The organism is Janthinobacterium woesei, assembly GCF_051380875.1.
Lineage (GTDB): Bacteria > Pseudomonadota > Gammaproteobacteria > Burkholderiales > Burkholderiaceae_D > Janthinobacterium.
On record NZ_JBNYXW010000024.1, the window covers coordinates 75,212 to 88,202 of the forward strand.

Annotated in this window: 11 protein-coding genes; 3 read left to right on the plus strand and 8 right to left on the minus strand. The window is 52.8% G+C overall.

The features are described 5' to 3' along the window. Positions 1-6: 6 nt before the first annotated feature. The gene (gene fusA / locus ACQ4W6_RS23885) at positions 7-2,115 is read right to left on the minus strand and encodes an elongation factor G (protein ID WP_436569653.1); all 2,109 of its coding nucleotides are present in this window, start codon (positions 2,113-2,115) and stop codon (positions 7-9) included. Between the two features lie 299 nt (positions 2,116-2,414). On the opposite strand from fusA, the gene ACQ4W6_RS23890 reads away from it, so the two are divergent. After that, positions 2,415-3,533 (plus strand): phospholipase A, encoded by a 1,119-nt coding sequence (locus ACQ4W6_RS23890; RefSeq protein WP_436569654.1) that lies wholly within the window; start codon positions 2,415-2,417, stop codon positions 3,531-3,533. A gap of 75 nt (positions 3,534-3,608) precedes the next feature. Here ACQ4W6_RS23890 and ACQ4W6_RS23895 read toward each other — a convergent pair whose 3' ends face one another. From ACQ4W6_RS23895 to ACQ4W6_RS23915, 5 genes are all read right to left on the minus strand, one after another. Beyond that, a complete protein-coding gene (locus ACQ4W6_RS23895; RefSeq protein ID WP_436569655.1) occupies positions 3,609-3,806 on the minus strand; it encodes a hypothetical protein in 198 nt (65 codons plus the stop codon). A 173-nt stretch (positions 3,807-3,979) separates the two neighbouring features. Next, positions 3,980-4,228: a hypothetical protein gene (locus ACQ4W6_RS23900; protein ID WP_436569656.1), complete on the minus strand. Its 249-nt coding sequence runs from the start codon at positions 4,226-4,228 to the stop codon at positions 3,980-3,982. Between the two features lie 217 nt (positions 4,229-4,445). Beyond that, the gene (locus tag ACQ4W6_RS23905; protein WP_436569657.1) at positions 4,446-5,369 is read right to left on the minus strand and encodes a class I SAM-dependent methyltransferase; all 924 of its coding nucleotides are present in this window, start codon (positions 5,367-5,369) and stop codon (positions 4,446-4,448) included. Positions 5,370-5,648: 279 nt separating this feature from the next. Then, a complete protein-coding gene (locus ACQ4W6_RS23910; protein WP_436569658.1) occupies positions 5,649-6,299 on the minus strand; it encodes an ankyrin repeat domain-containing protein in 651 nt (216 codons plus the stop codon). A gap of 16 nt (positions 6,300-6,315) precedes the next feature. After that, the gene (locus ACQ4W6_RS23915) at positions 6,316-7,095 is read right to left on the minus strand and encodes a TatD family hydrolase (RefSeq protein ID WP_436569659.1); all 780 of its coding nucleotides are present in this window, start codon (positions 7,093-7,095) and stop codon (positions 6,316-6,318) included. Positions 7,096-7,285: 190 nt separating this feature from the next. Between ACQ4W6_RS23915 and ACQ4W6_RS23920 the strand changes: the two genes are divergently transcribed. Beyond that, a complete protein-coding gene (locus ACQ4W6_RS23920) occupies positions 7,286-7,738 on the plus strand; it encodes a MarR family winged helix-turn-helix transcriptional regulator (RefSeq protein WP_436569660.1) in 453 nt (150 codons plus the stop codon). An 81-nt stretch (positions 7,739-7,819) separates the two neighbouring features. Continuing rightward, positions 7,820-8,338 (plus strand): VOC family protein, encoded by a 519-nt coding sequence (locus ACQ4W6_RS23925; protein ID WP_436569661.1) that lies wholly within the window; start codon positions 7,820-7,822, stop codon positions 8,336-8,338. A 344-nt stretch (positions 8,339-8,682) separates the two neighbouring features. Here ACQ4W6_RS23925 and ACQ4W6_RS23930 read toward each other — a convergent pair whose 3' ends face one another. Together ACQ4W6_RS23930 and ACQ4W6_RS23935 are read right to left on the minus strand one after the other, a co-directional pair. Then, the gene (locus ACQ4W6_RS23930; protein WP_436569662.1) at positions 8,683-11,736 is read right to left on the minus strand and encodes a metallophosphoesterase family protein; all 3,054 of its coding nucleotides are present in this window, start codon (positions 11,734-11,736) and stop codon (positions 8,683-8,685) included. Between the two features lie 393 nt (positions 11,737-12,129). Beyond that, positions 12,130-12,642 carry a DUF1579 domain-containing protein gene (locus ACQ4W6_RS23935; RefSeq protein ID WP_436569663.1) on the minus strand — a complete coding sequence of 171 codons (513 nt, stop codon included), beginning with the start codon at positions 12,640-12,642 and terminating at the stop codon, positions 12,130-12,132. Between the last annotated feature and the right edge of the window lie 349 nt (positions 12,643-12,991).

The window sequence follows — 12,991 nt, forward strand, 5'->3', positions numbered from 1 at the left end:
CAGCGATTACTTCGCCTTCCCTGCCGCCGCCACTTGCTCCAGGACATGTTTCGGCACGGCCGCATAGTGCTTGAACTCCATGGTGTAGGTGGCGCGGCCCTGCGTCAGCGAACGCAGGGTGGTGGAATAGCCGAACATTTCGGCCAGCGGCACCAGCGCCTTGACGATGCGCCCCGCGCCGCCGGGGATGTCGTCAACGCCCTGCACCATGCCCCGGCGCGCCGTCAGGTCGCCCATGACGTTGCCCATGAACTCTTCCGGCGTCTCCGCTTCCACCTGCATCATCGGTTCGAGCAGCACGGGGTGGGCCTTGCGCATGCCATCCTTGAAGGCGATGGAACCGGCCATGCGGAAGGCGTTTTCATTCGAATCGACGTCGTGGTAAGAGCCAAACGTCAATGTTGCCTTCACGTCTACAACCGGATAGCCGGCCAGCACGCCCGATTTCAGTGTCTCGATGATGCCCTTGTCGACGGCCGGGATGAATTCGCGCGGCACCACGCCCCCCTTGACGGCATCGACGAACTGGTAGCCCGTGCCCGGCGGCAAGGGTTCGAGTTTCAGCACCACGTGGCCGTACTGGCCCCGTCCGCCCGATTGCTTGACGAACTTGCCCTCCACGTCCTCCACCGTGCGCGTGATGGTTTCGCGGTACGCCACTTGCGGCTTGCCCACATTCGCTTCGACGCCAAATTCGCGGCGCATGCGGTCCACCAGAATTTCCAGGTGCAACTCGCCCATGCCCGACATGATGGTCTGGCCCGATTCCTCGTCCGTATGCACCTTGAACGACGGATCTTCCTGCGCCAGGCGGTTCAGGGCGATACCCATCTTTTCCTGGTCCGGCTTGGTCTTTGGTTCGACCGCCTGCGAGATCACAGGTTCCGGGAAAATTATCTTTTCCAGCATGATGATATGGTCGATGGCGCACAGGGTATCGCCCGTGGTGACGGCTTTCAGGCCCACGGCGGCGGCGATGTCGCCCGCATACACTTCCTTGATTTCCTTGCGTTCATTCGCATGCATCTGCAGGATGCGCCCCAGCCGCTCGCGCGCGCTCTTGGTGGGGTTGTAGACCATATCGCCCGAGTTCACCACGCCCGAATACACGCGGAAGAACGTCAGCTGCCCCACGAACGGGTCGGTCATGATCTTGAAGGCCAGGGCCGAAAAGTGTTCCTCGTCGGTCGGATGGCGCTCCACTTCGTTGTCATGCTCGTCATGGCCCATGATGGGCGGCACTTCCATCGGCGACGGCAGGTATTCGATGACCGCGTCGAGCATTGCCTGCACGCCCTTGTTCTTGAATGCACTGCCGCACAGCATGGGCACGATTTCATTGCGGATGGTGCGCGCGCGCAAGGCCTGTTTCAGCTCCGCTTCCGTGAAGGTGTCGCCATTCAGGTAGCGTTCCGTCATCTCGGTCGTCGCCTCGGCCGCGTGTTCGATCAGATGCTCATGCCACTCCTGCGCCTGCACCTGTAGTTCCGCGGGAATCTCGCCATAGCTGAACTGCACGCCCTGGCTGGCGTCGTCCCAGGTGATGGCGCGCATTTTCAAGAGGTCGATCACGCCCGTAAAATGGTCTTCGGCGCCGATCGGCAGCTGGATCGGCACGGCCACGCCTTTCAGGCGGGCGCCAATCTGCTGGCGCACGCGCAGGAAGTCCGCCCCCACCCTATCCATCTTGTTGACGAAAGCGATGCGCGGCACATGGTATTTGTTGGCTTGCCGCCAGACGGTTTCGGACTGCGGCTGCACGCCGCCGACGGCATCGTAGACCATCACGGCGCCATCGAGCACGCGCATCGAGCGCTCGACTTCGATCGTGAAATCCACGTGGCCCGGCGTATCGATGATATTGATCCTGTGTTCGGGAAAGTTGCCGGCCATGCCTTTCCAGAAAGCCGTGGTGGCGGCCGAGGTGATGGTGATGCCCCGTTCCTGCTCCTGTTCCATCCAGTCCATGGTGGCGGCGCCATTGTGCACTTCGCCTATCTTGTGATTGACGCCCGTGTAGAACAGGATGCGCTCGGTGGTGGTGGTCTTGCCGGCGTCGATATGGGCGCTGATGCCAATGTTGCGGTAGCGCTCGATAGGTGTTTTGCGGGTCATCACAATCTCCATGGCTAGCCACGGCGCACCAGGGTTTGCACCGGTTTTCCAGTGTAGCAGACATCGATTTGAGCAGCATGCGCTGAGCATTTTTTACCGTGCGCGCAACACCGGCGCACGCGCGCACGTTAGGCGCGCAGGGTAATTGCAGGATTCAGCTATACTTTCCATGCTTTATTTTTAAGCCAGCAATCAACAAAGATTAATCAAAATCAATACGCATGGCATCTCGCCGTGCAAGGCGACGCCGCCGGCATCCCAGCCCAGGCGCACACCGAACGATCTGCCCCACTCAGCCTATGACGACCCAATTAAGAAAAATAATTCTCTCCTCCCTGCTGGTGTCGCCAGCGCTGGCCATGGCCGGCGAACTGGAGCAGCAAATGCAGCGTTGCGCCGTGCTCGGTGACGCCAGCGCCCGCCTGGGCTGCTTCGATATGCTGGCCAAGGCCGCAGAGGCGGCAGCCATCGCCACCGGCGGCAATGCAAAAACGTCCGCCACCGCCCTGGCCGCAGCGGCAGAGGTAGCGCCCATCACGATGGTCAGCGCGCCCGGCGTCGCCACGCCGGAAGCGGTCAATGCCGTCATCCCGAATATCGCCCAGGCCGGTGCCGCCCCGCCCGAAGCGCCGATCTCGCGCACCCAGCAATCCTGGGAGCTTAACGATGCGTCCAAACGGGGCCTGTTCAACTTCCGCCCCCACCGCGATACCTATCTGCTGCTGGCCAATTACAGCAATGCCTCCAACGACGAGCCATTCCAGGATTTCACGCCCGGCGGCGTCAAGAGCCAGCACGTGGAGTTGACGTTCCAGTTAAGCTTCAAGATGAAGATGCTCGAAGACATAGCCGGCACGCCCATCGACATGTGGTTTGGCTACACGCAGCAAAGTTTCTGGCAAGCCTATAACCGCAAGGCGTCCAGCCCCTTCCGGGAGACCAACTTTCAGCCCGAACTCATGCTGGTCATGCCGATCAACAAGAATTTTGCCGGCCTGGAATTCAATTACGTGAACCTTGGCCTGGTACACCAGTCGAACGGCCAGACGTCCACCCTGTCGCGCAGCTGGAACCGCGTGTATGCCGAGCTGGGCATGGAACACAACAATCTGGCCATCGCGGCCCGTGTGTGGCACCGCCTCGACAGTGGCAAGACCGACAATGACAATATCGATATCATCGATTACATGGGACATGGCGACTTAAGCTTGAGCTACCGCAATGAGGGCCATGAATACGCCGTGACCGCGCGCCGTAATTTCAGCAAGAAGCATGGTTCGATGCAGGCAAGCTGGGCTTTCCCGCTGAAAGCCAACCTGAAGGGTTATCTGCAACTGTTCTCGGGCTATGGCCAGAGCCTGATCGATTACAACTATTCGCAGAAATCGATAGGCGCAGGTTTCATGGTCGATCTGTAAGCAGCGCAGTTCTGCAATGGGTTACGCAAATGAGAATGGCGCCAATGGCGCCATTTTTTATGGGGAATATACAATTTAGCGCCGTCCGCCGCCCAATACGCGCGCCGGCAGCATGACGATGGCGCGCAGCAGTTCGAACACGCCATCCACGCCGATGCCGATCAGGCGAAATGGCAGCAACAACAGCCAGGCCAGCGGGTACAGCACGAGGGCAAGCAAGGCCAGGGGCCAGCACAGCATCAGCAATAACAGCCACAGCACGAAACCGAGCATCGCGTCCCCCTGAAATGAAATGTGCGGAGCAAGCTGAGCTTGCCCCGCTACCGTGACACCACTATATAAAAGCGCTGTTACGCCGGCAACGGCCATGCGACGAACTGCAGCATGCGGGGATGGACGGCGTGAAAACGGGAATGAACGGTAGTTGCTGCGTACCTTCGACGACCTTATTGGCCGACGCAAATGACTTTCGTGATGTACTCGTGCGCGTTCGGCTTCTTGCCGGTGGCCCATTTGATGGCCTGGTTGGCTTCCTCGATGGTCAGGATAGTCGCCTTTTCCTTTGACTTGATGAACGAGACGCCTTCAAACACGCCTTCCTTGCTGCGCATCACCTTGGCAAACACGGGCGGCTTGGTCTCGCCGTCGCTGATTTTGTTTTGTTGCACGAGGTAACGCTGATCGATCTGTTCCATGATAATAAAGCTGTCCAGTGGGTAAAAGACGAAATATACCCTGAATGGACAAACGCCGCAGGACGAAATGCCTGCGGCGCTGGTCAAACTCGGGTTCGAACGTCTGACAAAACCGGAGCGAGCGACAGCGAGTTGTGGCTGAGAAGCGCAACTGTGCTAGAGCACAGTGAGCATCGCAGGCCGCAAATCGCGACGCGCAGCAGGTTTAGTCAGGTGTTCAAGCGTAGACGGCGTTCTGGACCACGGGCTGCAGGTTCACGTCATAGATGACCTGTGCGCGGATCGATGCTTCCAGCGAAGGAATCGAGCCGCCGGCGCGGTACTGGAAGCTCACTTGCAGCACATCGCCCGCCTTCACGGCCACCGGCACGGCCAGTGGCAAGCACATGTAGTGATTCAGCCAGTCGATGGTGGTAGAGCGCTCGGGCACCACGGCCAGGATGTTCTTGGTGACGAAACGCAAGGCGTTCAGTGTGCCGCTACGCTCGACAACGAACTTGCCGTCGAAGCCGAACACGCTGTCGGTCGGCTGGCTGAAGTCGATGATGCTGTAGACGGACGGCGGCGCCAGTTCCTGCACGCCCGGGTGGATGGCGGTGGTTTCCTGGAATTGGACGATGGGCGCATAAAAGCCCTCGAAATCGTATTCCTGCTGCATCGGCTGCACGGCCATGATGACGGCCTCGGGCAGGAAGATGGGCAGCGGCCCGCCAAAGCGGGCCAGATAGCGGCGCTTGAACGATTCGATCACTTCCACCTGCTTTTCGCGCAGCATGCCCACATGAATCATTTCACAGATGACCACATCGACAGGTTCGGGCGGCAGGTATTCGAAGGCATCCGCATGGATGACCTCGACTTTTTCACCGTTCGGATTGAGCGCCAGCATCTTGTGCGCTTCCTTGACCATGTCCGGATTGAACTCCACGCACCAGACCTTGTCGGCGCGCGCGGCCGCAAACCACGACAGCACGCCCGTGCCGCCACCCAGCTCCAGCACCTTCATGCCGGGTTTTACCGCGTAATCGATCGCCGCCTTGAACCCGTGCATGCGGTTCTGGTCCATCAACATATTGTGGTGATAATGGACGGGGATAAATTGCCCCAGGTAACAACTCTCGATTTCTCGTTCATTCAGCATGTCTGTCCTCTTGGAGTCTGGCTCCGATGGCCGGTCGATTTTGTCATTCCAGAAAGCAGTGTCATCGCACGGGCTGCGCGAGGGGCGGCGGCAAACCAGCCGACGCCTGGCGTTGAATGGATGGCCCATGCGAATGATCTCCTGATTAATGCGACGAACTCATTATCGTTAATCGGGAAGGGGAACAAAGGGCTGAGGTGACAGGCAATTCCATGCCAGTTTGAGCGCTGGCATGGAAATCATTACTGAAAAGATATTACTTACTGACTATTTTTCTGACTATTTGCGCGCCGCGCGGGTCTTCTGCGCCGCGACGATGATGGCCACCACGCCCGGCATGTCGGCGGCCTGGGCAAACTGTGCGGCCGTCCAGCCATGGTCGCTCTTCAGGCTGGCATCGGCGCCCCATGACAGCAGCAGCTTGACGGCGCCCTCCTGCCCTTCGCGGGCGGCAAACATCAGCGGCGTGATGTTGGCCGGGGCGCGCGCGTCGAGCACGGCTGCGCGATCGAGCAATATCTTCATGATGGGCAAGTCGCCCGCCGAAGCCGCATAGTGCAGCGCCGTCCAGCCGCTCTGGTTGACCTTGGCGCCCTTGGCCAGCAAGGCGTCGACGGCATCGCGCCTGTGCTTGTAGGCAGCCATCATCAGCGCCGTGTTGCCATTGGCCGAGCGCGCTTCCAGGTCGATGCCGGGCGCGTCGAGCAAGACCTTGAAGACCTTGTCGGCATCGTCGCGCAGGGCCAGCACGAGGGCAATGTCCCCCCGCTTTGCATCAAGCTGGTTCGGATTCATGCCCTCAGCCAGCATGCTGCGCACACCGCTGGCGTTGTCAACCGACACGGCGCGAAAGAAAGCGTCCGGTTCCGGCGCCGCGTAGCTTGCGCCAGCGCAGCACAACAGCATCGCCAGCGCGAGTTTTTTCATCATGTTTTACCTTAAGAAATTATGGCAACTGATTGAATAACTTGAAGAAATTATCCGTCGTCTGTTGCGCCACCTGGGCCAATGGTATGCCTTTCAGGGTCGACAGGTATTCGGCCACGTGGGCCACATAGCCCGGTTCATTCATGCGGCCACGGAATGGCACAGGGGCAAGATAGGGCGAATCGGTCTCGATCAAAATGCGTTCCAGTGGCACTTCCAGTGCCACGGCCTGCAAGTCTTTCGCGCTCTTGAACGTGACGATGCCGGAGAAGGAAATATAGAAACCCATGTCGATGGCGGCTTTCGCCACTTCCAGGGATTCCGTAAAGCAATGCATGACGCCAGCCACGCCGCCATCGGCCACGCCGGCGCCTTCTTCGCGCATGATGCGGATGGTGTCTTCGCTGGCCGCTCTTGTGTGAATAATCAAGGGCTTGCGGGTGATTCTTGATGCTTTGATGTGCGTGCGGAAGCGCTCGCGCTGCCACTCCAGGTCGCCCGTCAGGCGGAAATAGTCGAGGCCCGTCTCGCCGATGGCGATAATCTTCGGATGGTCGGCCAGTCGCACCAGGTCTTCCACGGACGGTTCAGGCGTGTCTTCGTAGTCGGGATGCACGCCGACGGAAGCAAAAATATGCGGATACTGCTCGGCCAGGGCCAGCACCTGTGGAAAGTCCGGCAAGTCGACCGACACGCACAAGGCGTGCGTGACCTTGTTCTCTGCCATCTTGGCCAGAATCTCGGGCATGCGAGCAGCCAGCTCGGGGAAATTGATATGGCAATGGGAATCGATATACATAAGGCGCGATTGTACGCGAGCCAGAAAAAACTGGCAGGACGAAGAGCCGAACCCCGCAGACAACAGAGACCTTTGGCAGTGCGCCCTGGCGCAAGCAAAGAAGGCGGCTATTTTCGATGTTTTCAGGATCCAAAGCAGGAACCCAATAGCTTAATTTGCTATTTTTTAATAGCTATGTCATTATAGGTATATGCAAGATATCAAACAACAACGTGAACAAATTTCAGAACTGCGCGATAACATCGTCGCGCTCACACGGCGCCTCCGGCAATCGGCGCGCGCAGATGGCGAGACATGGACTGAACTGATGGCTTTGGGGGTGATTGAGCGGGGTGCTGGCCATGCGACACCGACACAGATTGCGTCCGAACTGGAGCTGCATTCCTCCAATCTCGCGCAGATTCTGGGCAAGCTCGATGAGCGCGGCCTGATTCAGCGTACCCCCGATCCTGTTGACAAGCGCAAGGTGCGTCTCTCGCTTACCGAGGCAGGCCGCGTTCTCGTGCATGCCACGCGGACCAGGCGCGATAGCTGGCTGCTGGAAGCCATGCAGACTTGCCTTTCCGCACCAGAACGCGCCCAACTCATCGCAGCCGGCGAACTGATGCGCCGCCTTTCCCTCTACAGCCAGAGCACTCCTTAAATGCTGCGCTGGCAGCGCGCACCCTGTCGATCAGCGCGGATGGCCGCTATCCCTACCATTACTCAATAACAAGGAAATTCTATGTCTATCCGCCGCGTCAATCACGTGGTTCTTTCGGTCTCCGACCTGGAAGCTTCGACTGTTTTTTACCGGGACGTGCTCGGACTCGAGCTCGTTTCCACATTGGCTGCACAAGATAATTGGAAAGAGATGCGCTTCTTTCGCGCCGCCGGCGAATCGAGCAATCATCACGATATCGCGATCATTGCCAATGCGACCCTGCCCCTCCCGGGCTGGGGTCAGCCCTCCGGGCCGGGGATGTTCCACGTCGCTTTCGAGGTCGGCACCATCACAGAGCTGGAGAACATGGGCCAGCGACTGAAAGAGGCCGGCGCCTTGATCGATTGCGTACACCAGCCCATGCATCTCTCAGTGTATGCCCGCGACCCCGATGGGCTGGCGCTGGAAATCGTGTGGCGCACCCCGAACGCCGACTGGACCTACGCAGACTTGTGGCGCAGCCCACTCGACTTCCAGGCGGCAAAGCAGCGCTGGGGCGCCACCCTGGCCACAGGATCAGCCGCAGGCGAAGCGACTTGACACCAGAGTCATCACATTGATTAACAGACACTGGTAACGCTTCGACAGGCATGGCTTTGCAATGCAAAACAAAAACCGTGCAGTAGCGTTGCTATCTGCACGCGGAAACTGCACACCAGCTTGCATCACGCCACGGTCGCCACTGCTGGCCGATTGCTGACCTTCCCCTACCGACAGCTTGCGCCCCTTTGCGGACCCTGGTGCTATAGCCAATTCCAGCCAAAGAAAACATTTATCCCTTTGACGTCGGACTCCTTACAGATGTTTTAGCATATTTTCAAGGGAAAAAGATATAGAATTGATCTTAAAAACCATTCAAAATCAATCACTCGAAGATTTTCAATTTATACTATTCTATCAGGAATAAAATCCCCTTTTAGATTTTTTAGTGATTTCTCGTTTGGCAATTTTTGCCCTGTAACATGTTTGGCTGCAGCAAGTTTTATTAAGTGTTCTACTGTCGACAGGGAAGCGGCATCGGAGAAATAGCCTATGCGATATTGAGTGCGTAACGCCTGATAAGTGTCCATCAAATAAAATGAGCTTTTTCCGCATTCTGATATATAGCGTTGAATAGCCTTATCCCAGTTCTTGGGCCTATATGAAATTAATATTAAAACAAGCTCATGCTTCTCAATTTCTCCTATCTCTCCACCAAAAAGTTGATCAAGCAATAATGGCCCCATTTTTCTAGAGTACAAATCATCTTGCACCCAGCAGGAAACGTTATAAGGAATACTTACGAGAATACGTAATAACCTCTCATTCGGTTCAGTGCCAAATCCATCACCAAGCGCAAAAGCTGCGCCATCATACGCGGCATAACCTTCTTTTGCCAAGAGAGGTAAAATTACAAAAAGAACCCGAGTTGTTTGATGCCAGCAATTCATTATCTCCTTTAACAGTCTCTTTTTTACGTCAGTCGACGCATAATCACTATTTCGTAATGCTCTCGCTCCTGCAGACATCACACTTTGCATATTGCTAAAATTATGAGCACCAAGGACGTTTTTTATTTCTTGCTGATAAGGTTTTGACTTATCATATAATTTATCTGCATACTGGTCTTTGATGGCGACTGGTAAATTTGACTCCTTCACCCCCTCCGCAATCTCCTTTTCCATTTTTTCTCGTGTGGCCTCTGATGAGTTCCATAATGAGTATCTATACGGATTGACATCAAAAGGCAAACCGCATTGATTTTGAACCTGTTGATGAATTTTACTTAAGTCATTTATTAGGATTTCTAAAGCATTGTTTCTCCTCCTATCAATACCCGTGTAAAATTCAACTACTTCAGGATAAAGCGAATAACGCATATCGCTTAATATGAAATTAGCAAATTCCTCGTCATGATACATCCGCTGGGCGGAAAAGTAGAAAATCCAATATGATGACTTGAATCGAAAAAAATGACCAATCTTTATAATTATATTATTTTGGTATAGTATGTCGAAGACTGAGCTTGTTTCCAAATCAATTAATTTATCTTTACAAAATGCTTGTGCATCCGAAAGGAATTTGTCTCTGGCAAAGAGATGATTTCCTGACCGCAATAGCCCTTCGCAGAAACTACCCAAAACATATTCACAGTCTTTGAGATCCGGCTTACTTTTGTATGAAGGCAAAGTATCTACATTAAATAATAAAAAGAGGACTCGTCTAATTACGTCGCATCTATTGACGGGACTTTCATCGAACTCGGCCTCCGATACTTTCAGCAAGGTTATGCAATTAATTGGCGTTCGATGGAGATTCAACACAGAAAGATCAGATGTAATTCTCGCGGTGACAGTATCTTCATCGCCAATCTTTCTTACTTCGTTATAAGCTGCGACAATATTTCTAATTACACTTCTTCCAATTGTCCAAAGATAATATTCTTCAAATTTCCTATCCTCTATGTCGATGCTTGTCAGATTAAAGCTCCCACTCGACATCTTCATCATCACTACCAGAGGAATCCCGGAAAAAATAATGCTAACATTTTTTAGCATTTTCACCATGTTTTTCTCGTCAGAATCGAAGGAGTCGAGGATGACGCAATTAATTTCACTGCGAGTACGCCCGAGCATCTGCAGTTCATCAGAAGTCGCTTGTTCAATCGATGATTTGTGAGGTTGTAAATTCCTAGCATCCAAGTACAAAAACAGTGATCGCAAAGGACTATTCCACGCCTCAAGCACGATTTTATGAGATAAACAGGTTAAACCATATTGTGGTGGCGCTTTAATAAGTGCAGATTTCGGATTTTTTATTAGTTCAGAAAAATTTATTTTCTCCGCGAGATCGGAATTTTTTTCAGTTTCCGACGCGGTCGATAGGATACGGTCTACCCATGAATTCGAGTGGCTAGAAAAAGAACGTAGTGAATCTTCCAATTTCCTCGAAAAATAACGTGAAATTAATCCGTCTCTAGAAGAATTATCCAGATCCATTTCGCGTGTCATAGCTTCTCCTTTTTGATAAAATATCTCAGCTATTCGAGTCGGTAATGAATAGCACCATTCACCAGTAGGTGCATGACTAGGAACTGGGGAAATCATCCAGCCAGAAGCACTTGATTTTTTTGCATGGAGGCGAGTTACACCCGTGCACTCATCGAAATTAACAGTCGTAAGATTTATACCAAACTCTTCACTCATTTCCGCACCGACCGCTCCTGCACCGACGACGATGTGGGTGGAGCCTGGAGCCACCCAAGAATTGTGAGTGTGTCCATGTAGCCAATAATCAAAATCAGTGGATATTCTCCTACTGACAATATTCCTTTCCGCAGTATTAAACCAATCCATTGGATGATGAATGAGTCCAACGCGAATATCTGCGTTCGAAATTACTGAAGCCGCAGAATTAAATTGCCACTCAGCCGCTAGCCATAAGTTTCTATCATCCTCCTCGCCGGCACAAGTCCAAGCTGAGTTAAATCCGGCTATCCCCACGGTGATTCCATGAACCGTAATATTTTGCGCGTAAAAATATCTTCCCTCAGCGTCATACTGGTGAGGAAGGTATTCTTTTATGAACTCTCCATATTGATCTAATCTACGAATTGCATCTTTGAATTCAATACTTTTTTCATTAAATCTAGAATTAATTTTTGAGCAATTATTTTCAGAATCGCAAGAAAACTTTTTATACATCGCTTGCGCGTCAGCATTAACATTCGACCTATCGATATCATGATTCCCAGGAACTAAAAATAGCCGTTCCTTTGGCATAACCGATTCTTTTCCACATATTGTTAAAATTTTGTCGAAAAATTCTTTGGCTTTTACATACTGCTCAGATAAAGGGTCAGATCTCACTTCACCGAATGCTATATCACCCGTGCAAAAAACAAAATCCGGCTTCAATTCGGGATTTACTTCAAAAATTCCTTTCAAGTACTTTAGCAAAGTATCGCGGCTAAAATCATCGCGCCAGTTTGTTTTTTTTCAGAAATGTATGTCAGATAAATGCAGCCAAGTAAGAGTTTTTTTCATTTTTTCTTAAATTTATAATTTATTTTTGGAGGTAAAACTTAATACATTTGCGAATAAATTTCTTTGATGTATTGAATGTGGAGTGGTGACTTCAAATGACTCACAGCCAAACTCGTGAAACCGGTCAATAGGCGAATTTACCGAAAGGACGATGATGTTCTCTTTAACTTCGAAAATTCGAATTATCGATAGCGATAGATAGTGGCACCAGAGGATTGCGGATTACCGCGGGGAAAAACTCACACATTGTCACTCACCCGCTAACGACCGCTTCTGGCCGATTACCATCGTTGGCAGTCTCAGCCTTCAAGGGCTAATGGGTGCGATTCCCTGTGTGGCGCGCACGAAATCCATAGTCCAGTTCGTTTCCCATGTTCTTCCTTGGTCCTTAGAAAAGGCTTGATCCCAACGAGGATTTTCCCTAGGTGTTGCAGTCCAGGTGAACCGCACCTTTATTGGTTGACCATCAAGTATGTCGTCTGCAAAAAATAAGCCAATGTGATTGGAGAATTTTCCAACAACAGGGATATCGAGCGTTGCCGGGTTACGTGCATCGAGCCACCAGATCGACCAAGTTTCGGATTTAATACAAAACGAGCGGAGTGCAAGAGCGCGGAACGTACCATCTGGGAAGTAGAGTACATTGTCCTCTAAGTTTCCAAAGCCACCCAGTGTCTTTACGGTCGAAGAAAGCCCGTCAAACTCCGTCCACTCGTTGCAATTTGTAAATTTTGAATTTAGCCGTCTATGTTTCACAAGCCAATCACCGATAATGAAATCAAAGTCTCGGGGGGCGTTTGTGGCGGCTGGCAAGTGCATGTATGGTTTCCTAGAATTAATTTAACACTATGGTCGACCTGCCTTTTAATTGCCAACATTGGTCACGAGCGGCCGTAGAGAATAACAAATTACAGGTAAGCAAAATGCATACATTGTCACACCCATGAAAACGTCCGCTTCTAGTCGCAGGCGGCCACTGCCAGGCAACACCCCAAAACGGCCCTCGGCAACTCTATAAACTCTCTTCGCCTAACTGGGTAGACTGCTTGAGCCCACGTCGTTATACACAAGTCCGGACCGTCGAGCGCGTGGGCGAAAAAGCCGTTTACATTCAATGCGTTGCGGCAGCCCTTGTAAACTTTCTCGTTTTCGCGTTTACTCTCGTCTT

Coding starts and splice junctions, on each gene's coding strand:
- ACQ4W6_RS23895 (WP_436569655.1), bottom strand. CDS start 3,806: ATGCTCGGTTTCGTGCTGTGGCTGTTATTGCTGATGCTGTGCTGGCCC.
- ACQ4W6_RS23925 (WP_436569661.1), top strand. CDS start 7,820: ATGTCTATCCGCCGCGTCAATCACGTGGTTCTTTCGGTCTCCGACCTG.
- fusA (WP_436569653.1), bottom strand. CDS start 2,115: ATGACCCGCAAAACACCTATCGAGCGCTACCGCAACATTGGCATCAGC.
- ACQ4W6_RS23910 (WP_436569658.1), bottom strand. CDS start 6,299: ATGATGAAAAAACTCGCGCTGGCGATGCTGTTGTGCTGCGCTGGCGCA.
- ACQ4W6_RS23935 (WP_436569663.1), bottom strand. CDS start 12,642: ATGCACTTGCCAGCCGCCACAAACGCCCCCCGAGACTTTGATTTCATT.
- ACQ4W6_RS23890 (WP_436569654.1), top strand. CDS start 2,415: ATGACGACCCAATTAAGAAAAATAATTCTCTCCTCCCTGCTGGTGTCG.
- ACQ4W6_RS23920 (WP_436569660.1), top strand. CDS start 7,286: ATGCAAGATATCAAACAACAACGTGAACAAATTTCAGAACTGCGCGAT.
- ACQ4W6_RS23900 (WP_436569656.1), bottom strand. CDS start 4,228: ATGGAACAGATCGATCAGCGTTACCTCGTGCAACAAAACAAAATCAGC.
- ACQ4W6_RS23905 (WP_436569657.1), bottom strand. CDS start 5,369: ATGCTGAATGAACGAGAAATCGAGAGTTGTTACCTGGGGCAATTTATC.
- ACQ4W6_RS23915 (WP_436569659.1), bottom strand. CDS start 7,095: ATGTATATCGATTCCCATTGCCATATCAATTTCCCCGAGCTGGCTGCT.